This is a genomic window from Photobacterium sp. 53610 (assembly GCF_036409375.1).
Lineage (GTDB): Bacteria > Pseudomonadota > Gammaproteobacteria > Enterobacterales > Vibrionaceae > Photobacterium.
Genome location: NZ_JAXOFS010000001.1, coordinates 134,307 through 156,169, shown reverse-complemented (window position 1 = coordinate 156,169; position 21,863 = coordinate 134,307). Strand labels below are relative to the sequence as shown.

19 protein-coding genes are annotated in these 21,863 nt (G+C 49.1%); 9 read left to right on the top strand and 10 right to left on the bottom strand.

What is annotated here, in order from left to right; genetic code table 11:
* Window positions 1-39: 39 nt before the first annotated feature.
* Window positions 40-504: a glycine zipper 2TM domain-containing protein gene (locus SPK40_RS00800; RefSeq protein ID WP_330959117.1), complete on the bottom strand. Its 465-nt coding sequence runs from the start codon at window positions 502-504 to the stop codon at window positions 40-42.
* Window positions 505-534: 30 nt separating this feature from the next.
* Between SPK40_RS00800 and aat the strand changes: the two genes are divergently transcribed.
* The 3 genes from aat to infA all read left to right on the top strand — a co-directional run bounded on the left by aat (window position 535) and on the right by infA (window position 2,330).
* Entirely contained in the window at window positions 535-1,239 is a 705-nt protein-coding gene (gene aat / locus SPK40_RS00795; protein ID WP_330959116.1) for a leucyl/phenylalanyl-tRNA--protein transferase, read from the top strand.
* A gap of 7 nt (window positions 1,240-1,246) precedes the next feature.
* On the top strand, window positions 1,247-1,936 hold the full coding sequence (locus tag SPK40_RS00790) for an arginyltransferase (RefSeq protein WP_248140994.1): 690 nt from the start codon (window positions 1,247-1,249) through the stop codon (window positions 1,934-1,936).
* Between the two features lie 175 nt (window positions 1,937-2,111).
* A complete protein-coding gene (gene infA, locus SPK40_RS00785) occupies window positions 2,112-2,330 on the top strand; it encodes a translation initiation factor IF-1 (RefSeq protein WP_027252769.1) in 219 nt (72 codons plus the stop codon).
* A 144-nt stretch (window positions 2,331-2,474) separates the two neighbouring features.
* Here the strand turns inward: infA and clpA are convergent, their stop codons facing one another.
* Window positions 2,475-4,739 (bottom strand): ATP-dependent Clp protease ATP-binding subunit ClpA, encoded by a 2,265-nt coding sequence (gene clpA, locus SPK40_RS00780; RefSeq protein ID WP_330959115.1) that lies wholly within the window; start codon window positions 4,737-4,739, stop codon window positions 2,475-2,477.
* Between the two features lie 46 nt (window positions 4,740-4,785).
* Window positions 4,786-5,106, bottom strand: a complete 321-nt coding sequence (clpS, locus tag SPK40_RS00775) for an ATP-dependent Clp protease adapter ClpS (RefSeq protein WP_330959114.1) — start codon at window positions 5,104-5,106, stop codon at window positions 4,786-4,788.
* A gap of 225 nt (window positions 5,107-5,331) precedes the next feature.
* Between clpS and cspD the strand changes: the two genes are divergently transcribed.
* On the top strand, window positions 5,332-5,556 hold the full coding sequence (gene cspD, locus SPK40_RS00770) for a cold shock domain-containing protein CspD (RefSeq protein ID WP_248140998.1): 225 nt from the start codon (window positions 5,332-5,334) through the stop codon (window positions 5,554-5,556).
* Window positions 5,557-5,944: 388 nt separating this feature from the next.
* Here cspD and icd read toward each other — a convergent pair whose 3' ends face one another.
* On the bottom strand, window positions 5,945-7,195 hold the full coding sequence (icd, locus tag SPK40_RS00765) for an NADP-dependent isocitrate dehydrogenase (protein ID WP_248140999.1): 1,251 nt from the start codon (window positions 7,193-7,195) through the stop codon (window positions 5,945-5,947).
* A gap of 238 nt (window positions 7,196-7,433) precedes the next feature.
* Between icd and SPK40_RS00760 the strand changes: the two genes are divergently transcribed.
* The 5 genes from SPK40_RS00760 to SPK40_RS00740 all read left to right on the top strand — a co-directional run bounded on the left by SPK40_RS00760 (window position 7,434) and on the right by SPK40_RS00740 (window position 12,685).
* On the top strand, window positions 7,434-8,003 hold the full coding sequence (locus tag SPK40_RS00760) for a pseudouridine synthase (RefSeq protein WP_371929340.1): 570 nt from the start codon (window positions 7,434-7,436) through the stop codon (window positions 8,001-8,003).
* Between the two features lie 254 nt (window positions 8,004-8,257).
* Complete coding sequence (gene mnmA, locus SPK40_RS00755) at window positions 8,258-9,367, top strand: tRNA 2-thiouridine(34) synthase MnmA (RefSeq protein ID WP_330959112.1); 1,110 nt, start codon at window positions 8,258-8,260, stop codon at window positions 9,365-9,367.
* An 8-nt stretch (window positions 9,368-9,375) separates the two neighbouring features.
* On the top strand, window positions 9,376-9,993 hold the full coding sequence (gene hflD / locus SPK40_RS00750) for a high frequency lysogenization protein HflD (RefSeq protein WP_248141002.1): 618 nt from the start codon (window positions 9,376-9,378) through the stop codon (window positions 9,991-9,993).
* 73 nt (window positions 9,994-10,066) lie between these two features.
* Window positions 10,067-11,434 carry an adenylosuccinate lyase gene (gene purB, locus SPK40_RS00745; protein ID WP_248141003.1) on the top strand — a complete coding sequence of 456 codons (1,368 nt, stop codon included), beginning with the start codon at window positions 10,067-10,069 and terminating at the stop codon, window positions 11,432-11,434.
* Window positions 11,435-11,551: 117 nt separating this feature from the next.
* Window positions 11,552-12,685, top strand: coding sequence for a ribosomal protein uL16 3-hydroxylase (locus SPK40_RS00740; RefSeq protein WP_330959111.1), 1,134 nt, complete (start codon window positions 11,552-11,554; stop codon window positions 12,683-12,685).
* Window positions 12,686-12,744: 59 nt separating this feature from the next.
* Here SPK40_RS00740 and SPK40_RS00735 read toward each other — a convergent pair whose 3' ends face one another.
* The 6 genes from SPK40_RS00735 to SPK40_RS00710 form a co-directional block, all read right to left on the bottom strand.
* Complete coding sequence (locus SPK40_RS00735) at window positions 12,745-14,859, bottom strand: methyl-accepting chemotaxis protein (RefSeq protein WP_330959110.1); 2,115 nt, start codon at window positions 14,857-14,859, stop codon at window positions 12,745-12,747.
* A 171-nt stretch (window positions 14,860-15,030) separates the two neighbouring features.
* Window positions 15,031-16,020, bottom strand: a complete 990-nt coding sequence (oppF, locus tag SPK40_RS00730) for a murein tripeptide/oligopeptide ABC transporter ATP binding protein OppF (RefSeq protein ID WP_330959109.1) — start codon at window positions 16,018-16,020, stop codon at window positions 15,031-15,033.
* On the bottom strand, window positions 16,020-16,985 hold the full coding sequence (locus SPK40_RS00725) for an ABC transporter ATP-binding protein (protein ID WP_248141008.1): 966 nt from the start codon (window positions 16,983-16,985) through the stop codon (window positions 16,020-16,022). Before SPK40_RS00725 ends, oppF begins: the two co-directional genes overlap by 1 nt.
* 80 nt (window positions 16,986-17,065) lie before the next feature.
* Entirely contained in the window at window positions 17,066-17,977 is a 912-nt protein-coding gene (oppC, locus tag SPK40_RS00720; RefSeq protein WP_330959831.1) for an oligopeptide ABC transporter permease OppC, read from the bottom strand.
* Window positions 17,978-17,992: 15 nt separating this feature from the next.
* Window positions 17,993-18,913, bottom strand: coding sequence for an oligopeptide ABC transporter permease OppB (gene oppB / locus SPK40_RS00715; protein WP_330959108.1), 921 nt, complete (start codon window positions 18,911-18,913; stop codon window positions 17,993-17,995).
* A gap of 96 nt (window positions 18,914-19,009) precedes the next feature.
* Window positions 19,010-20,641: an ABC transporter substrate-binding protein gene (locus SPK40_RS00710; RefSeq protein WP_330959107.1), complete on the bottom strand. Its 1,632-nt coding sequence runs from the start codon at window positions 20,639-20,641 to the stop codon at window positions 19,010-19,012.
* Window positions 20,642-21,863 lie beyond the last annotated feature (1,222 nt).

Genomic DNA, 21,863 nt, shown 5'->3' with positions numbered 1-21,863 from the left:
ATGATTTCAGAGCCTTTTTCGTTGTGAGACGGGCAGAGATTACGGATAGGTACGATCAACCCGAACGCCATCATCAAAATACAGGATACGGACATTATCGCCTGACTGGAAAAGCATATCCGGATCCACATCCTGGATCACATCCACCAGCTTCCCTTCTTCTGTTTTGATCAGCAGCTCGACCAGTTTATAGTGCCGGATTGCTTGTCCGATGTCCTGCTGGCGGTACGCAACCCCAGCGCCAGCCATCGCGCCAATGGCGGTTGCAACTTCACGCCCGTGACCGCCACCAAACTGATTCCCGATCAAGCCCCCGACCACAGCCCCCAAAAGTGTTTCCCAGCCGTTATGACTGGAGTTGACCACTTCCTGCTGGGTAATATAACGTACAGTTTCCAACTGGCCGAACACGACCTCATTCACTGGCCGGGCCTGATTGCGGTGATAAGGTGCAGCTTGCAACACCAGTGGAAACAGCAACACGAACAGTAACCACTTTTTCATACGGATTTTCTCCAACTAGATTGTATTTATATGGCTATATACTTGCCTGAGCTTGATCAGGTTGATTTAGAGTTTCCCCATCCCAATACCGCACTGGAAGATCCGAATGGTCTGCTAGCCTTTGGCGGCGACCTCAGTCCCCAGCGGCTTATCCATGCCTATCAGCAGGGGATTTTTCCCTGGTATGCCGAAGGGGAGCCCCTGTTATGGTGGAGCCCTTCTCCCCGTGCAGTCATTCTGCCCGATGTTTTCCAGCCCAGCAAAAGCCTGAAAAAGTTTTTTCGCAAATCAGGCTATCAGGTGACACTGAACCATGCCTGTCATCAGGTGATTGAGCAGTGTGCATACAGTCGTGGTCCGGATGCCACCTGGATCACGCCAGCCATGATTCAGGCTTACAAAAATCTCCATCAACTGGGCCACTGCCACTCCGTAGAAGTCTGGTTGCAAGGCCAGCTGATTGGCGGTTTGTACGGAATCAGCGTCGGTGCAGTTTTTTGCGGTGAATCGATGTTTTCTCTGGCTGATAATGCCTCAAAAATTGCGCTTTGGCATTTTTGCCGCCACTTCAGTGCCCACGGCGGCAAACTCATTGATTGTCAGATCATGAACCCGCACCTGAACTCTCTGGGCGCACGAGAAATCGAGCGTGACGCATTTTTGCAAAGCCTGGCCCATCTGAGATGCGCCATACTTACAGCAGACTGTTACTCACCTCAGGTTATTACGTTGTAGGAACATCATGAGCCTTCCCAGTATTCGCTTAGGTTTTACGCCCGTCATCAATTGCAGTTACCTGCCTGAACAGCAAGAACAGTTGGGTGTCGTCGTTGACCACCGCTGGCTGACGACGTCCGGTTACGGCGCATTACTCGGCTGCGGTTTCCGCCGCAGCGGACAGGCTATCTATAAGCCGATGTGTGAACACTGTCAGGCCTGCACGCCATTACGGGTTGATTGTCAGAACTTTAGCCCGAGTAAAAGCCAGAAACGTCAGCTCAAACAACTGGATAGCTTTCACGCTGAGTTCAAATCCAAACTGGATGACAACTGGTTTCCGCTCTATGAAAACTATATCCGGAAACGGCACGTCCACGGGGCGATGTATCCGGCAAACAGACAACAGTTTTTTGAATTTTGCCAGGCGAACTGGATGGATACACGCTTCCTGCATCTGTATCAGGCGGGCCGACTGGTTGCGGTTGCTGTAACAGATTTTCTTGATCAAGCCCTGAGTGCAGTCTATACGTTTTTTGACCCCGAACATCCGCTCTCTCTGGGCACTTTATGCGTTCTGAAACAGATTGATTTCTGCCGGGAAACGGAACGGCGCTGGCTGTATCCAGGTTATCAGATTGATGACTGCCCTGCGATGAACTATAAAACCCGGTTCAAGCCCTACCAGAAGCTGGTCAAGGGGCAATGGCAGTAAAGCATTCGGCCGGTATATCTCGATCGCTTCTCTGCGAAAAGAAATGAAGTTTGCAACAAAAGCTGACAAAGAGAAGCTGCGAGGGTAAAATTGCGGGCCTAACTTTACACTTAAACAGTTTCAAGGCATTATCCGGCCCAATCAGAAGCATGGCACGGTAGCCTAAGAGGATTCAATGGCAAAAGAAGACGTAATTGAAATGCAAGGTACTGTACTAGATACACTACCTAATACTATGTTCCGCGTTGAGCTGGAAAACGGTCACGTTGTGACTGCACACATCTCCGGCAAAATGCGTAAAAACTACATCCGTATTCTGACGGGCGACAAGGTAACAGTAGAACTGACTCCTTACGATCTGTCTAAAGGCCGCATCGTCTTCCGTTCGCGCTAATTGTACTGAGCCAGAGACTAGTCATTCTGGCTTTTCTGCTGCAAACAACGCAGAACTCTCATTCCCTGTTGAAACAGGATGAATAAAAACGGGACCTGAAGGTCCCGTTTCTTTATTCAGCGAATACTGTCTTTCAGTGGAACACTAGTGAGCCGGTTCCATTTCACTGCTGAAGTGGAAGTCCAGCGTACCGTCATCCCGCAGACCAACCCGAACAGACCCACCATTGACCAGACTGCCAAAGAGCAATTCGTTCGCCATCGGTTTTTTCAGGTTTTCCTGAATAACACGGGCCATCGGACGAGCCCCCATCGACTTGTCATAACCTTTGTTCGCCAGCCATTCACGTGCTTCGTTAGACACTTCCATGGATACGCCTCTTGCATCCAGTTGTGCCTGCAACTCAACAATGAACTTATCGACGACCTGATTAATGACTTCTTTTTCAAGATGGTTAAACCAGATGATGTTATCCAGACGGTTGCGGAACTCCGGTGCAAACACACGCTTAATTTCTGACATCGCGTCATGGCTGTGATCTTGCTGAACCAAACCAATCGATTTACGCACCGTTTCCTGCACACCCGCATTGGTGGTCATCACCAGAATGACATTCCGGAAATCCGCTTTTCGGCCATTATTATCCGTCAGCGTCCCGTTATCCATCACTTGCAACAACAGGTTAAACACATCCGGATGGGCCTTTTCAATTTCATCCAGCAGCACCACTGAATGCGGATGCTTGATGACGGCATCCGTCAGCAAACCGCCCTGATCAAACCCGACATAGCCTGGAGGCGCACCAATCAGGCGACTGACCGTATGGCGCTCCATATACTCGGACATATCGAAACGCAGCAGCTCAATGCCAAGAATCTTCGCCAGCTGAACGGTCACTTCCGTTTTACCTACCCCGGTCGGGCCGGCAAACAGGAAAGAACCGACAGGCTTGTTATCAGCCCCCAGACCAGCACGACTCAGCTTGATGACCTCTGTCAGTGCATCGATGGCAGGATCCTGACCAAACACCAGCATTTTCAGCTTGCCGTCGAGTTTTTGCAGCACTTCTTTGTCACTGGATGACACCGATTTCTCAGGAATACGGGCAATCCGGGCAATCATGGCTTCAATGTCGCTGACATTGATAGTTTTCTTACGCTTACTGGCAGGGGCCAGACGGCAACGTGCGCCCGCCTCATCAATCACATCAATTGCCTTATCCGGTAAATGACGCTCATTGATATATTTTGCCGACAGCTCTACCGCTGCACGAATGGCTTTGTTGGTATAGCGCACTTCATGGTGTGCTTCATATTTGGGTTTCAGTCCCATCAGGATCTTCGTCGTGTCATCCAGAGACGGCTCAACAATATCAATTTTCTGGAAGCAACGAGCCAGTGCCCGCTCTTTCTCGAAGATATTGCTGTATTCCTGATAAGTGGTTGAACCCATACAGCGGATTTTACCGCTGCTCAGCAATGGCTTAATCAGATTGGCGGCATCGACCTGACCACCGGAAGCGGCACCTGCACCAATAATGGTATGGATTTCGTCAATGAAGAGAACCGCTTTCTCTTCTTTTTCCAGCTGTTTCAGAATCGCTTTGAAGCGTTTTTCGAAGTCGCCGCGATACTTGGTGCCAGCCAGCAGAGAACCAATATCCAGAGAGTAAATCACGCACTCTTTAATAATGTCGGGAACCTGGCCTTCGACAATCCGCCATGCCAGACCTTCTGCGATTGCCGTTTTACCAACACCAGCCTCACCCACCAGCAGCGGGTTGTTTTTACGGCGGCGGCACAGCACCTGAACAGTACGTTCCAGTTCATGTTCGCGGCCAATCAGCGGGTCAATCGCTCCCGCGCGAGCCAGCTGGTTCAGGTTCGTTGCGAAGTTTTCGAGACGGTCTTCCCCGTTTTCTGCACGAGGGTCGTCTGAACTGACATCCGATTGGTTTAAATCATCATTGTCGCTGTCTTTGACCGTACCGTGAGAAATGAAATTCACCACATCCAGTCGGCTGATATCGCTTTTCTTCAGCAGATAAGCCGCATGAGATTCCTGCTCACTGAAAATAGCGACCAGTACGTTTGCGCCGGTCACTTCGCTGCGACCAGAAGACTGAACATGAAAAACGGCCCGTTGTAAGACACGCTGGAAGCTCAGCGTCGGTTGGGTTTCCCGGCTCTCATCATCCGCTGGGATCAATGGTGTTGTTTGCTCGATGAATGCATCCAGTTCTTTACGAAGGGTGTCCAGATTAGCCCGGCAGGCTAATAAGGCTTCCTGAGCAGCAGGATTCTCCAAAAGCGCCAGCAGCAGATGCTCAACTGTCATGAACTCATGGCGCTTTTCCCTTGCTCGTGCAAAAGCCCCATTGAGACTGGTTTCAAGTTCTTTGTTTAGCATAAGGCACCTCCCCTAAATACCACTCGAATTGGCGTGCCGGAAAAAGTCAGGCTTTTTCCATCGTACACAGTAGCGGATGTTCATGCTCTCTTGCATACATCATGACTTGAGCCACTTTGGTTTCAGCGACTTCGGCAGTAAAAATGCCGCATACTGCCTTCCCCTCATAATGCACAGTCAGCATCAACTGTGTTGCTCTCTCCAAGTCCATGGAGAAGAACTTCTGTAACACTTCTATCACAAAATCCATCGGTGTGTAATCATCATTATTCAAAATCACTTTGTACATCGATGGCGGCTTAACCTGAGTGCCCTCCTCGTTCAGTACGTCTGACTCAGGGTTAATCCATTCACTTAACTTACTCATAATCTCATCTTAGTCATATGTTCAATCGGTTGCTAGATTGCGACGGACAAAAAAGATTTCATCCAAATGTTACAAGTCGTGCTTGACTGTCTAGGTCTTTTTACTAAAGTGTACCTTGTAGTAGATACTATCTGCATCAAAATAGCATTTATATTCAACTCATGATAAAACTGTATTGTTATATAAATGCTAAATGGAAATTGAATGCAAAGAGGGATGTAAAGCATGGCAACAGGTACAGTTAAGTGGTTCAACAACGCAAAAGGTTTCGGTTTCATTTGCCCTGAAAACGGCGAAGGCGATATCTTTGCACACTATTCAACTATCCAGATGGAAGGATATCGCACACTCAAGGCAGGTCAACAAGTTAACTACACCGTTCAGACTGGCCCGAAAGGCTACCACGCCAGTGAAATTGTCCCCATCGATGCTGAAAGCGCCAGTAAATAACATTTGCTGACACGTTTACATCACTTGATTAGGTGGGCACATGCTCACCTTTTAGTTCCCACTCCCCGCCAACCTTATTACTGACAAATTCATTTTTATTTTTTATTCCTTTTTCCAGGCTCAGTAATATTCTTACTGACCGATAAGTGAATAAAAGATGAATACAGCCATAAAATCACAGAAAATTAACAAATAAAAAACAACTTCACTGCTTCATATGCTTTTACAGCAGTTATCCGGATGACGGCTGAAGTAATTATGGCTGATCTGTATAAAACAACACAATCCCTTCACCAGACTTTGATGCCATTTGTGAGCACGTTTTCCCAACAAAATAAAAAGGCCCAGCCTTAAGCTGAGCCCTTCTGAAATCGAACTTTCAGTTTAATTACATTTGCTCGATCATATCGTTCGCAAACTCTGAACACTTACGCAGTGTCGCACCGTCCATCAGACGCTCGAAATCGTAAGTCACAGTTTTGTTGCGAATAGCCGCTTCCATTGACTTGATGATCAGGTCAGCAGCTTCAGTCCAGCCCATATGACGCAGCATCATCTCAGCAGACAGGATCAGAGAACCTGGGTTTACTTTGTCCTGACCTGCATACTTCGGTGCTGTACCGTGAGTCGCTTCGAACAGTGCAACGCCATCACCGATGTTGGCACCCGGTGCAATACCGATACCACCCACCTGTGCAGCCAGTGCATCAGAGATGTAGTCACCGTTCAGGTTCAGTGTTGCAATCACATCGTACTCAGCCGGACGCAGCAGGATTTGCTGCAGGAAGGCATCTGCGATGCTGTCTTTGATGGTGATTTCTTTACCGGTGTTTGGATTCTTCAGCGTCATCCATGGGCCACCGTCCAGCAGCTCAGCACCAAACTCTTTCGCAACTTCGTAACCCCAGTCTTTGAAGGCACCTTCGGTGAACTTCATGATGTTACCTTTGTGCACCAGAGTCAGTGAATCACGATCGTTGTCGATGGTGTATTGCAGCGCAGCACGAACCAGACGCTTGGTACCTTCTTCAGAAACAGGCTTGATACCGATACCACATTGTTGTGGGAAACGGATTTTGGTTGCGCCCATTTCTTCACGCAGGAACTTGATGACTTTGTCCGCTTCTTCAGTACCGGCTTTGTACTCAATACCCGCGTAGATATCTTCCGAGTTTTCACGGTAGATAACCATATCAGTCAGTTCAGGCTGTTTCAGCGGGCTTGGCACGCCGTCAAAGTAACGAACCGGACGAGCACAGATATACAGATCCAGTTCCTGACGCAGAGCAACGTTCAGAGAGCGGATACCGCCGCCTACAGGCGTGGTCAGCGGGCCTTTAATCGCAACTTTGTAGTCACGAATAAAATCGAGGGTTTCTTGAGGCAGCCAGGCGTCTTCACCGTAAACCTGAGTTGATTTCTCACCGGTGTAGATTTCCATCCAAGAAATTTTACGGTCGCCGCCGTAAGCTTTCTCAACCGCTGCATCAACAACTTTCAGCATTGCAGGGCTTACATCAACACCAATACCGTCGCCTTCGATGAAAGGGATGATTGGGTTGTTAGGAACGACCAGCTTACCATGAGCATCGAGGGTAATCTTCTGACCTTCAGCTGGTACAACTACTTTACTATCCATTAAATTCTCCTAGCGTCCGTTTGTTATCTTTTTGTAAGATGCCGGGGCATCATACTTGAAAATTTGCCAACACGCCATGGGCGGATTTTTAGGATATAATCATCCGCTCACAAAACGCTTATCCCCCTGAAATCTTATCAGCATGAAAACAATGAAACCTCGTCAGCTATCCGGCAAACCCTCTCAAAAAAGTTCGCCGAACCATGGACATAGAAGCACAAACCGGCGTCCATCGCGCATGGCGAACAAGCCTCGCCGACCTCAGGGCCCTCGGAAGATTATCCTTTTCAATAAGCCATTTAACGTTCTGACCCAGTTCAGTGGCGAACCCGGTGATATCACACTCGCAGATTACATTTCTGTTAAAGACGTGTATCCGGCGGGACGACTGGATAAAGACAGTGAAGGACTGCTGGTCCTGACAAATGACGGCATTTTGCAGGCCCGCCTGACCCAACCCGGCTCCAAGAAACCCAAAACATACTGGGTCCAGGTTGAGGGAATACCAGCCGATGACACACTGGAACAATTACGCCATGGTGTTGAACTGAAAGACGGGATGACGCTGCCGGCAACGGTCGAAGTGATGCCTGCGCCTGAAGTCTGGGAAAGGACACCACCAATCCGGGAACGAAAGAACATACCGACAACCTGGCTGAGTATCACGCTGATTGAAGGCAGAAACCGGCAGGTCCGCCGGATGACCGCCCATATTGGCCATCCGACACTCAGGCTGATCCGTTATCAGATGGCCGACTGGACAGTCGACGGCCTCGCTCCGGGAGAATGGCGGGAAGTCACGCTCTGACTTCCCCGGCAGGTATGCAACGCCGACTCGGTTAATTGAACGAAAGCACTACACTTTCATCACCACTTCAACTATCATTGCCGGCAAATAGCAAACGATTGCGCGGCGGTAAAACATGCACGTTCTGCTGTATGTTCAGCAGCTCGTTTGCAGCAGAAGTATGAATAAAGTGTGAAGGCGCTCCCGATCTGTTTCAGCAGACCACTTTCTGTTAGAATCACGCTCTTATCACTTATTCAAGATTGAAGAGAAAAATGTCAGATAACAGCCAGAAAAAAGTTATTGTCGGCATGTCCGGCGGCGTCGATTCCTCGGTTTCTGCTTACCTGCTCCTTCAACAGGGTTATCAGGTAGAAGGCCTGTTCATGAAAAACTGGGAAGAGGACGATAACGACGAGTACTGCTCTGCCGCAGAAGATCTTGCGGACGCGCAGGCCGTATGCGACAAGCTGGGCATTCATCTTCATACGATCAACTTTGCGGCTGAGTACTGGGATAACGTTTTCGAGTATTTCCTGGCCGAATACAAAGCAGGACGTACTCCGAATCCGGACATCCTGTGTAATAAAGAAATCAAGTTCAAGGCGTTTCTGGAGTTTGCCGACGAAGTGCTGGATGCTGATTATATCGCCATGGGTCATTATACCCGGCGTAGCTTCCCGACTCAGCCGGGTGAAAAACCACAGATGCTGCGTGGTCTGGATAACAACAAAGACCAGAGCTACTTCCTGTATACCCTGAGCCATGACCAGATTGCCCGCAGCCTGTTCCCGGTCGGCGAACTGGAAAAACCTGAAGTGCGCCGTATCGCTGAAGAGCAAGATCTGATCACCGCCAAGAAAAAAGATTCAACCGGTATCTGCTTTATCGGTGAACGCAAATTCACCGAGTTTCTGAGTAAGTATCTGCCTGCACAACCGGGTGATATCGTCACCGCAGATGAAGGCAAAGTCATTGGTCAGCACCAGGGCCTGATGTACCACACACTGGGGCAGCGCAAAGGCCTGCTGATCGGTGGTATGAAAGACAGCTCGGATGATCCTTGGTATGTCGTTGATAAAGATATTAAAAAGAATCAGCTAATTGTCGGCCAGGGCAAAGACCACCCTCGCCTGCAGTCGAACGGACTGATCGCCGCTCAGCTTCATTGGGTCGACCGCGAACCTGTCCGTGAACCACTGCAGTGTACCGTGAAAACCCGCTACCGCCAGCAGGATATCCCGTGCACTATCATTCCGGTTGACGATAACAGTATTAAGGTCATTTTTGATGAGCCGCAAATCGCGGTCACACCAGGCCAGTCTGCCGTCTTCTATCAGGGTGAAGTGTGCCTGGGCGGCGGTATCATTGAAGAAAGGATCTGAGGACGGACATGGCATATTCAATTTATGACAGGACGGTCGCTTTCGCTGGAATCTGCCAGGCTGTCAAACTGGTTCAGACCATTGCCCGGACCGGTACCTGTGACAATGATGCACTCGCGACCTGCCTTCGCAGCCTGACGGCGACCGACCCGAAAAATGTCATTGAAATTTACGGGGATGAATCCGATCTGCAACTCGGGCTCAGCACCATGATCCACGAAATCGATAACACACCGGCCGGCAGCGAAATTACCCGCTATCTGGTCAGTGTCATGGCACTGGAGCGGAAACTGGCCAGCCGCCGGGACAGCATGGCTCAGCTGGGCGATCGCATTGATATGGTCAAACGCCAGCTGACACATTTTGACCTGCTGGATGACCAGATGATCAGTAATTTAGCCAGTGTTTATCTCGACATTATCAGTCCGCTCGGTCCAAGAATTCAGGTCACAGGCACTCCGGCCCAGCTTCAGCAACAACACGTTCAGCACAAAGTCCGGGCGCTGCTGCTGGCAGCGGTCCGCAGTGCCGTGCTCTGGCGTCAGGTTGGCGGCAAACGCCGTCACCTGCTGTTTGGCCGTAAACAAATGCTTGAACAGGCCCGGATTATTCAGGCCAGAAGCTAAACCTATTTCATTGAGTATCTGAGACGGATGCTCTGTAAATCAGCTATAACCCCTTAATCAGGAGAGAGACAACATGGAACTGTCAGCATTGACTGCTGTTTCCCCGGTAGACGGCCGCTATGGTAGCAAGACCAGCGCCCTGCGCAGTATCTTCAGTGAATTCGGTCTGCTGAAATATCGCACCATCGTAGAAATTCGCTGGCTGCAAAAACTGGCAGCAACTGACGCTATCGCGGAAGTTCCAGCGTTCAGCGCTGAAGCCAATGCCTTCCTGGATCGCATTGCCGCTGAGTTCAGTGAAGAAGATGCGCAGCGTATCAAAACCATTGAGCGCACCACCAACCACGACGTGAAAGCCGTGGAATATTTCCTGAAGGAAAAAGTGGCTGAACTGCCAGAGCTGCATGCAGTTAACGAATTCATTCACTTTGCCTGCACATCAGAAGACATCAATAATCTGTCTCACGCCCTGATGCTGAAAGAAGCGCGTGAACAAGTGATGCTGCCTGAAGTACGCGGTCTGATTGATGCCATCAAAGCACTGGCAGCTGAATACCGCGAAGTGCCGCTGCTGTCCCGCACACATGGCCAGCCAGCTTCCCCGAGTACCATGGGTAAAGAAATGGCAAACGTGGCGTACCGTATGGAGCGCCAGTTCCGCCAGATTGAACAGGTCGAACTGCTGGGTAAAATCAACGGCGCCGTCGGTAACTACAACGCACACCTGTCTGCTTATCCGAACATCGACTGGCATCAGTACAGCGAAGAATTCGTCACTTCTCTGGGTCTGACCTGGAACCCGTACACCACACAGATCGAGCCGCATGATTACATTGCGGAACTGTTTGACGCCTTTGCCCGTTTTAACACGATTCTGATCGACTTCGACCGTGATGTATGGGGTTATATCGCACTGGGCCACTTCAAGCAGAAGACCATTGCCGGTGAGATCGGTTCTTCAACCATGCCGCACAAAGTGAACCCGATTGATTTCGAGAACTCGGAAGGTAATCTGGGTCTGGCCAATGCCATCTTTGGTCATCTGGCCCAGAAACTGCCAATTTCTCGCTGGCAGCGTGACCTGACAGATTCAACTGTTCTGCGCAACCTGGGCGTTGGCTGTGGCTACGCACTGATTGCATACGGTTCTACCATGAAAGGCATCAGCAAACTTCAGGTCAATCAGGCGGCGCTGGAAGCTGAGCTGGATCAGAACTGGGAAGTTCTGGCTGAGCCGGTACAGACTGTCATGCGCCGCTATGGCATTGAAAAGCCATACGAAAAGCTGAAAGAGCTGACCCGCGGTAAACGTGTTGACGGCGAAGGTATGCGTCAGTTTATCGATGGTCTGGAACTGCCGGAGCACGAGAAAGAGCGCCTGAAAGCAATGACACCTGCCAATTATATTGGTGACGCAGTCAAACTGACAGACGAGCTGTAATCAAACCGTTTTGATACAGACACTCAAGGCCAGCGCACCGCTGGCCTTTTTTGCTTTCAGACGAAAGACTCTCATTTGCTGCTATAATCCCGCAAAATTTTTTAGACATTGAAGACTATGTATCAATTTAGCTTTTCATTCAGTGAGTTCTTGTCAACTTACTGGCAAAAACAGCCAACTGTCATCAAGGGTGGTTTGACCGATTTCGTTGACCCTATCAGCCCGGATGAGCTGGCAGGACTGGCCATGGAAGCTGAGGTCGACTCACGCTATGTCGCTCGTCAGGGTGAACAGTGGCAAGTTGAACAAGGCCCGCTGACATTCGAAAATCTTCCGGAAGATCACTGGTCTTTCATGGTGCAGGCCGCCAATCACTGGCATACCGGGGCTGCCCGTCTGGTGAAACCATTCCGTCAGATGCCGGGCTGGCTGTTTGATGATCTGATGATCAGCTATTCCACTCCCGGCGGCGGTGTCGGACCGCACTTTGATCAGTACGATGTCTTCATCATTCAGGGCAGCGGCAAGCGGCGCTGGCGCGTCGGTCCGAAAAAAGACAATTATGAAGAGTGCTTCCGTCATCCGAGTCTTCGCCAGATTACTGGCTTTGATCCTATCATTGATGAAGTTCTGGAAGCCGGTGACATCCTGTATATCCCGGCAGGTTTCCCGCATGATGGCTATGCGCTGGAAAATGCGATGAGTTATTCCATGGGGTTCCGCTCACCGAAAAAACAGGAACTCCTGAGCAGCTTTGCAGACTTTGTGATTGAAAATGAGATGGGCGATGAGCACTACCACAACCCGGATCTGCCTGCTCGCGAAAACTATGGTGAAGTCCCAGTTGCCGAAGCGGAAGATCTGATCAGTATGATGCGAAGCTTGATGGATGATCCTGAAGCCATGCAACAATGGCTGGGCGAATACCTGAGCCTGAGCCGCCATGAGATGGATATCATCTCTGCAGACCCTTTGTGGACACCAAGCGAATTGGCGGATCTGCTGCTGCAGGGAGAGACTCTGTTCAAGATTGGCGGATTACGTGCTTTCTACCATCAGGGCAAGCCCGGCACAGTGTACGTTGACGGCGAGTGCTATCACCTGCCATCGGGCTGTGAAACAGCCGCGGACTGGCTCTGCAATCAGGATAGTTTTTCCGTCGCCGACATGGGTCCGCTGATTGAACATCAGACGCTGCTTCCCCTGCTGACTAAGTTCGTCAATATGGGCTACTGGCATCCGGCCGAATAAGCCCGCTAAAAATTAAAAAAGCCCGCAATGCGGGCTTTTCAGTTCATCAGCACAGAATGTTACACTCTGAACTGCCCGGCCAGCTCTTGCTGTTTATGGGACAAGGTTGTCAGGCGCTGACCAATGGTTGCCGAATGCTCGGCCTGGCCGAGAATCGTCTCGCTGAGTTCACGGATGTTCGACACATTCCTGTTCACTTCACCCGCGACCGCCCGCTGCTCGTCGGCAGCATGCATGATTTGCTCATTCATCGACTGAATTGCACGGACCGATTCCGTGATCCGCTCCAGACTGCTGACCGCTTCTCTGACCTGCTGCGCCGTGTCACCCGCCAGCTGATTGCCCTCTTCAATGGCTTTCACCACTTCACGGGTTCCTTGCTGCAATACTTCGATCACGTTGCGGATCTGCCCGACAGAATCCTGTGTCCGGCTGGCAAGCTGGCGCACTTCATCGGCCACCACAGCAAAACCACGGCCTTGCTCACCGGCACGAGCAGCTTCAATGGCAGCATTCAGTGCCAGCAAGTTTGTCTGCTCCGAAATCCCGGCGATCACCTGAAGGATTTCATCAATATCTTCGCTGCTACTTTCAAGCTCACGCGCGACTGGCACAGCCGTTTCCATCCGTGCAACAAGGTGATTCATTGAATCGGCAGAGGCATAAATCACCCCCTGCCCTTCAACCGCTGCCGCATCGGCATCACGCGCAGCAACAACCGCAGTTTCTGTATGACTGACCACCTGTTGCGCAGTCTGCGCCATTTCTTCAGAAGCTGTCGCAACCATATCCACTTCTTTAAACTGGGCCTGACTGCCGTCCCGGGTATGGCTCGCTACCTGTGCCGCTTCATTGGCAGTGGTGCCAACCTGATCAACTGCGATAATCACCTGCGAAATCGTATGCTGAAGTTTATCCAGAAAACGGTTGAACCAGGTTGCCAACTCACCCAGTTCATCCTGCTGATCAACCTGCAAACGCTGAGTTAAATCCCCTTCACCCGACGCAATGTCTTTCAGACGATCTGCAACCTGACGAATCGGAGCAACCAGTTTCGCGGCCGCAAACCACAGCATCAGTAAACCTGCCGCGGCAATCACGAAACTCACCAGCAACTGAACCACAGAAGATTCATCTCGTTGCTTCTGAATAGCCTGATCCAGAGCTGTGGCTTCTGCCAGAACATTTTCCGCCGGCAATTGAATCACAACGCCCCAGGTCGTCTGACCAAGTTCCACCGGATTGTAAGCCGTCAGAGACGTTTGGTCCTGACTCCAGCCGACACGCTGCTGACCAGCCTTCAACCACGCCGGAATCGCATCCGGCAAGCCATCACTGCTCTGAAGCTGACTACCCACGCGGCTCTCAGCCTGATCCCAGGCAACCACTGTTCCGTTCTGGCTGATTAGGGAAACCTGCCCGCTGCCATGAAACAGATTCCCGTCGACAACATTAATGACTTGCTGGAGCGAATCCAGCTTGATATCAATCCCCATTACACCAAGGGCTTTACCGTTGACGATCAGCGGAATCGTGATAGAGCTCAGCAATACCTGCTCGCCGTTATCCGTTGAAAACTTCGGATCCTGTATGCAGGATTGAGACCCTTTCAGACTGCAGGTGTACCAGTGATTCGTGCCGTTATTCGTAATTTCTTCTTCACTGATAATTCGCTGTTCCGCCTCACCGCTCTCACCGCGGTACCAATACGGCGCAAAACGGCCGGTTGAGTTTGCCCCGACATAGGCAGCGTCGACATAATTGCCGTCTTCGCCGTCCAGCGCATCCGGTTCAAAAACAACAAAGGCCCCGTGAATGTTCGAAAAGCCATTCACGGAACGTCTTAATAATTCAGTCACAGAGCCTCGTAACTCTGCACTGTTGGTATAATTTTCTTCTGCGTTATATTTCAGAAACAGAACACTCTGAGCCAGCATCTCCGCCCGGTAAGACGCTTCGTCAAAAAACTGCTGAATAGAAATAGCCTGTCGTTCTGCCTGAGCTTTCACCAGTGCCTGCGACTGGCTTCTGAGTGAACTGAAAGACTGCTGGCTGACTAACTGCTGGCTTTGTCCCGAAAAATAAAAAGATAAACTTGTAAGTACTGCTGCTGTTGCCAGTAAGGCAAACCCTGCCATGAGGGTAATTTTCCACTGAACAGAGAGCGACCGCATAAAACCATCCTTGTAAGTAATATCAGTCAAAAATGTATCTACTGGTGATAACTACATCAATAAATTGTTAACAGAACACTTGAAAGTTTGAGGTTTATTCAGTGTTTCGCATGGTGCGAACAAAAAAAGCGCGGGTTTTACGCCGCGCTTAAAGCCTGTCACAGGCTTAAATCAGTGCACATTCAGACAAGACACCGCATGTACGTCATTCCCTTCTAATTGAGGTTTTTTCTGAGCACATGTATCGGTTGCCTGAGGACAACGGGTTCTGAACACACAGCCTGACGGCGGATTCATCGGTGACGGCAAATCACCTTCCAGTAACTGGATCGTCTTACTCCGCTCCAGCTCAGGATCTGGAATTGGTACCGCTGACATCAGTGCTTTGGTATACGGGTGCTTCGGTTCAGCAAACAAGGCTTCCCCTTCACCAATTTCCACTGCATTCCCCAGATACATCACCATCACACGATCTGAAATGTGCTTCACAACAGACAGGTCGTGTGCAATAAAAATCAGGCTCAGGCCCATCTCTTTCTGTAGTGATTTCAGCAGGTTGACGACCTGTGCCTGAATGGATACATCCAGGGCAGAAACCGGTTCATCACAAATGATCAGTTTCGGTTTCAGGATCAGTGCACGGGCAATCCCGATGCGCTGACACTGGCCGCCAGAAAATTCATGTGGATAGCGGTTAATCACATTCGGCAGCAAACCAACCTTTTTCATCATTTCTTTGACACGAGCTTTGACTTCATCAATCGTCAGCTCCGGGTAAAAGGTTTTCAGCGGCTCAGCAATAATGTCGCCCACCGTCATCCGCGGATTCAATGATGCCAGCGGGTCCTGGAAGATCATCTGAATTTCTTTACGCTTTTCGCGCAGCGCATTGTGTTCCAGCTTCGTCAGATCCTGACCTAGCCAAACCACGTTGCCTTCCGTCGCTTCCACCAGACCAATCACAGCACGGGCAAAGGTAGACTTACCACAGCCAGACTCACCGACGACACCCAGTGTCTCACCTTCATACAGGCGAATCCCGACACCATCGACAGCTTTCAGCTTCAGCGGTTTCGTCCAGGGCCATGCAGACTTCGGTGAAATGTTAAAGTGAACCTTCAGATCTTGAATATCGAGTAAAACTTTCTTCTCTGCTTGCATTACCAAGTCCCCACATCAGAAAAACATGCACGTAAACGACCTTCAGCAAACGGCTGCAAAGAAGGTGCTTCCTGTGAACACAGGCTGGTTGCCCGATGGCAACGCTCCTGATATGGGCAGCCGACCGGCAGACGCAGCAGGTTTGGCGGGTTACCCGGAATCGTCGGTAATTCTTCACCTTCGGTATCCAGACGAGGAATCGCTTTCAGCAACCCTTCTGTATACGGGTGAGCAGGCTGGTAGAAAATCTCATTGATTTTGCCGTACTCCATCGTACGGCCAGCATACATGACCAGAACTTTGTCACAGCTGCCGGCAACGACACCCAGATCGTGGGTAATCATGATAATTGCAGTGTTAAAGTCTGATTTCAGTTCGTTCAGCAGATCCATAATCTGTGCCTGAACCGTCACGTCGAGAGCTGTGGTCGGCTCATCTGCAATCAGCAACTTCGGACGGCACAGCAGCGCCATTGCAATCATCACACGCTGACGCATACCACCTGAAAATTCATGCGGGTACATTGTAATACGCTTGCGGGCTTCCGGAATTTTCACCGCATCCAGCATACGTACACTTTCTTCAAAAGCTTCCGCTTTCCCCATCCCTTTATGAAGCATCAGAACTTCCATCAGCTGATCGCTGACTTTCATATACGGGTTCAGTGAGGTCATCGGGTCCTGAAAGATCATCGCAATTTGTTCGGCACGAATTCTGTTCAGCTCACGCTCAGACAAATTCAGAATTTCGCGGCCTTCAAATTTAGCACTGCCGCTGATCTTACCGTTTTTGGCCAACAGGCCCATAATGGCAAATACTGTCTGGCTTTTACCAGAACCAGATTCACCCACGATACCCAAAGTTTCACCCTGTTTCAGAGAGAAATTCAGATCGTTTACTGCGGTGACAATCCCATCTTGCGTGGTGAATTCGACGCGCAGATCTTTGACTTCTAATAGGCTCATATCTTGCTTCCTTTTCCTGCCGCCATTCAGTCCTGTATTTGCAGGGAGACTGAACAGCGGCAATCAATATTGCTTCGTTTTTATCTGTCTTTTGGATCCAGTGCGTCACGCAGACCGTCACCAACATAGTTAAAGCAGAACAGGGTCAGGACCATAAACGCGGCCGGGAACATCAATTGCCAGATGGCAATTTCCATTGTCTGCGCACCTTCTTGCAGCAGTGCACCCCAGCTGGTCATTGGCTCCTGAACACCCAAACCAAGGAAGCTCAGGAAAGATTCTGTCAATATCATTTGTGGAACAAGTAATGTTGAGTACACCGCAACAATACCCAAAACGTTCGGAACGATATGACGGGTAATAATATTCCAGCGGCTGACACCACAGACATGGGCCGCTTCAATAAACTCTTTACTTCGCAGAGAAAGCGTCTGACCACGGACGATACGTGCCATATCCAGCCAGGAAATCGCACCAATCGCTACGAAAATCAGCATGATATTTCGGCCAAAGAAGGTCACCAATACAATCACGAAGAACATAAACGGAATTGAGTACAGGATTTCCAGAATACGCATCATGATACGGTCTGTACGGCCACCAATGAAACCAGAGGTCGCGCCATACAGTGTTCCGATAATCACGGCAACCAGCGCACCCAGCACACCGACCAGCAATGAAATACGGCCACCAATCAGCGTTCGGGTATAGAGGTCACGCCCCAGACTGTCAGTCCCAAAAAAATGGCCTTCCTCGCCAAAACTTGGGGCTTCATGCAGCGCGTACCAGTCTGTATCATCAAATGCATACTGGCTGAACATTGGGCCAAAAATCACAGCCAGTGTGATCAAGGACAGAATAAACAGGCTGACCATTGCCGCTTTATTTCGTGTAAAACGGGTACGGGCGTCCTGCCACAAACTACGGCCTTCAATTTCCAGCTGTCCTGAAAACTTCTCAACCGCTTGCACGTTTTCTTTTTTAGTTAACATCATCGGTCAGTTTCCTTAGTAGCGGATTTTCGGATCGATATACGCCAGAACAATATCCACAATGGCGTTAAACAGAATGGTCAGGGTACCGATCAGAATAGTCACACCAAGTACCAGTGAATAGTCACGGTTAAAGGCGGCATTCACGAACAGCTTTCCAATACCAGGCAGACCGAAGATGGTTTCAATCACAACGGAACCTGTGATGATACCGACAAAGGCAGGGCCCATATAAGAGACCACTGGCAGCAAGGCTGGCTTCAGAGCATGTTTGACAATGATGTATGGATAACTCAGTCCTTTTGCACGGGCTGTACGGATAAAGTTACTATTCAGCGTTTCAATCATGCTTCCCCGTGTAATACGGGCAAAAGTGGCAACATACAGCAGCGCCATGCCAAACATCGGCAGCAACATGAACTCAATCGTGCCCCCCTGCCAGCCACCTGCAGGCAGCCAATGCATGTTAATTGCGAAGATATAGATAAGAACTGGCGCCAGAATAAACGATGGCATTACCACACCGGCCATCGCGGTCGACATGATCAGATAATCTACCCAGGTATTTTGCTTCAGAGCTGCGATGGTCCCGACGGTTACGCCCATCACCAGTGCAAAAATAAAGGCAAAGAAACCGATTTTAGCTGAAACAGGTAATGCATCCCGAATCAGTTCATTCACCGTAAAGTCTTTATATTTGAAAGACGGACCAAAATCGCCATGAAGAATGTTTCCAAGGTACGTGGTGTACTGCTCAAAAACAGGCTTATCCAGGCCATATTTCGCTTCAATGTTTGCCATCACTTCTGGTGGAAGCGGGCGTTCACTTGAGAACGGATTCCCCGGCGCGAAGCGCATCAGGAAAAATGAGATAGTGATCAATACCAACAACGTTGGGATCGCCTCAAAAATCCGTTTTGCAACAAACTTAATCATAATTGTTACCGACTAATAGCTGTGACAGAAATGCTGCATCTCCCCCTTCTCAGAAGGAGATGCAGTTGGTCTTATTTTTTTGGTTAGTACGAGCGCTTAGTTCGCTTTAATGTACAGATCTTTCGAGAAGATCTTCTCTTCCGCATTGTTATATGGGAAGCCGCCAACTTTCTGGCTTAACAAGCGAGGCTTAACGTATTGATAGATAGGCGCGATTGGCATATCTTTCGCCAGCAGTTTTTCTGCTTCTACGTACAGCGCTTCACGCTCTTCATCAGAAGTAGATTTCAGAGCCTGAGCCATGACCTTGTCATATGCTTCGCTCTTATAACGCGGATCATTTGAAGAGTTGTTGCTCTGCATCAGCGACAGGAAGCTGGACGCTTCATTGTAGTCGCCACACCAGCCGGCACGAGTGACTTCAAAGTTACCCTGGCGTCGGTTATCCAGGTACGTTTTCCACTCTTGGTTCTCCAGCTCAGCAGTTACACCCAGGTTCTTTTTCCACATCGAAGCGATCGCAACAGCAATCTTTTTATGGTTTTCTGAGGTGTTGTACAGCAGAGTGAATTTCAGAGGGTGGCTGCTGTCGAAACCTGCTTCTTTCAGCAGTTCTTTCGCTTTTGCAACACGCTCTTTCTGAGTCATCTTCGCGTAGTCAGGCTGAACAGGATCGAATCCAGCAGTGATTTCCGGAGTCAGGAAATAAGCTGGTTTCTGGCCTTGGCCTAACAGTGCTTTGGTGATGATGTCACGGTCAATTGCATAAGTCAGTGCTTTACGAACACGTACATCGTTGAATGGTGCTTTTTCGTTATTGAAGCCGTAGTAGTAAGAACACAGATTACCCGTAATGGTTACTTCTTTCGGATGCTCTTTCTCCAGGCGACGGAAATGCTCGTTCGGTACTTCGTACGTGAAGTCGATTTCACCAGCCAGGAAACGGTTCATCTCAGCAACCTGGTTTTCAATCGGCAGATAGGTCACTTTGTTAATAACCGTGTGCTCGTTATCCCAGTAATTCTTATTACGAACCAGTTCGATACGCTCATTCACGACCCACTTGTCCAGAACGTAAGCGCCGTTACCGACAAAGTTTTCTGGCTTCGTCCAGTCATCACCATATTTTTCAACCACTTTCTGGTTGACTGGTTTCACAGTCGTGTGACCCATCATTTTCACGAAGTAAGGAACTGCTTCCTGCAATTCAATTCGCAACGTGTAATCATCGTCCGCAAAGACGCCCAGCGTATCTTTATCTTTCTTCCCGGCGATGATGTCAGCGGCATTCTTCATGGTGGTCATTTCCAGATACCATGAATATGGAGAAGCGGTGGCAGGGTCTACAGCACGCTTGAAGCTATACACGAAATCATGTGCAGTCACAGGATCGCCGTTCGACCATTTTGCGTTTTTACGAAGGTGGAAAATAAATGTGCGGTTATCTTTGGTTTCCCAGCTCTTTGCAACACCTGGAACGGTTTTTCCGTCAGCATCCTGGTTGACCAGACCTTCCAGCAAATCACGAATGACATGGGATTCAGGCACACCTTCTGTTTTGTGTGGGTCAATCGAAGCAACTTCGGCACCATTTCCACGTACCAGTTCTTGCTTATCGGCCAGTTTCACACCAGCAGGAACATGCGCAGCCACTGCAGAAAAAGAAGCGGCTGCAACACTAACGCCTGCACTCAGTAATAGTGCCTGAGTAATTTTGTTCTTAAACATGCATTATCTCCAATACATTATTTCATTGCGTCCATGGCTTTCTAAGGTCAGGTTAATGATAACCGTTATCATGCATTGTTATTCCAATTATCAATGATGATTTAACCGAAGAATTGATTGGCAACTTTAACAGTAACTAACAATATTTGCCATAAAATCATCACAAAAACAGAGATCACACCTCATAAAAACGATTAGCACAGATAAAAAATCTGAGCAAAAATAGACAAACAGAGCATTTACCCACAATATCTGGTCCAAACAGCTGATGCAGCTAAACATCCTGATAACATTAATAAAAATACACCCAAATCACATATTAATTCATTTTTGCGCTATTTTTATCCGTGGGAACATTATTGTTTGAATGCATTCAACGAGAAAGATAGGAAAAGTTGATCAATGCCCACAAAAAAAGCGCCAAAACTGACGCTTTTTGATATGAAATGACAATTATTTTCGATCAGTTTCAATGGAAAAATGTCTGTCGTCATCTCGCGGCTGCGATCGTCTTCCTTCACGCAACGTGCCGTGAGGTTCACTCATTGCATCGCCCGACGAATCACGGATTCCAATCTCTTCAAGTAATTGCTTCACTCTTTTATTCGAAACGCGTCTGTGCTTCATAACTCCTCCCAGAAAAACAGAAGATCTATGAATCAATGACTGCATCATGACACCGGTTTACAGCACATGACCATTGAGGACATTTCTGTCTGCATTGTCCGTGCAATCATCACTGTGGCAGATCGCCACAGATAATTAACTATGGCACAACATTTCCTGCTCTGCTGAACGCTGTTTCTAAGAACAAAAATATATAAAAAAAACGCTGTTAGATTTTGTTTTCACATTAGCATTTCAACGCAATTTTCATGTATCTCAGCCGGATGTTTAGCGCTAATATCTGCGCTATTGGCAAGGTTATTCAACCAGCAGCAGTTGTACACGATGCCAATACAACCTGTTCCTGAAATTTCCGTTAGTGATTGAGAGCGAAACTATGAGACCAGCGGGTGGCGCTTCGCGTCCCAGCCCTTCACGAGTCCGTCATGGCTACATGCCACCAGCCCGGAAAGTGAAAGAAGAAAGCACAAAATAAGGTCAGTTGACGTCAGTGACTCTTATGGTAAGAAATAGCCCCATTACGGGGCTATTTTTTGTTCTTGCAATTTTATGTCCTGAAAACACAAACCCGGCGCCAGGGCGCCGGGTTCAAAGG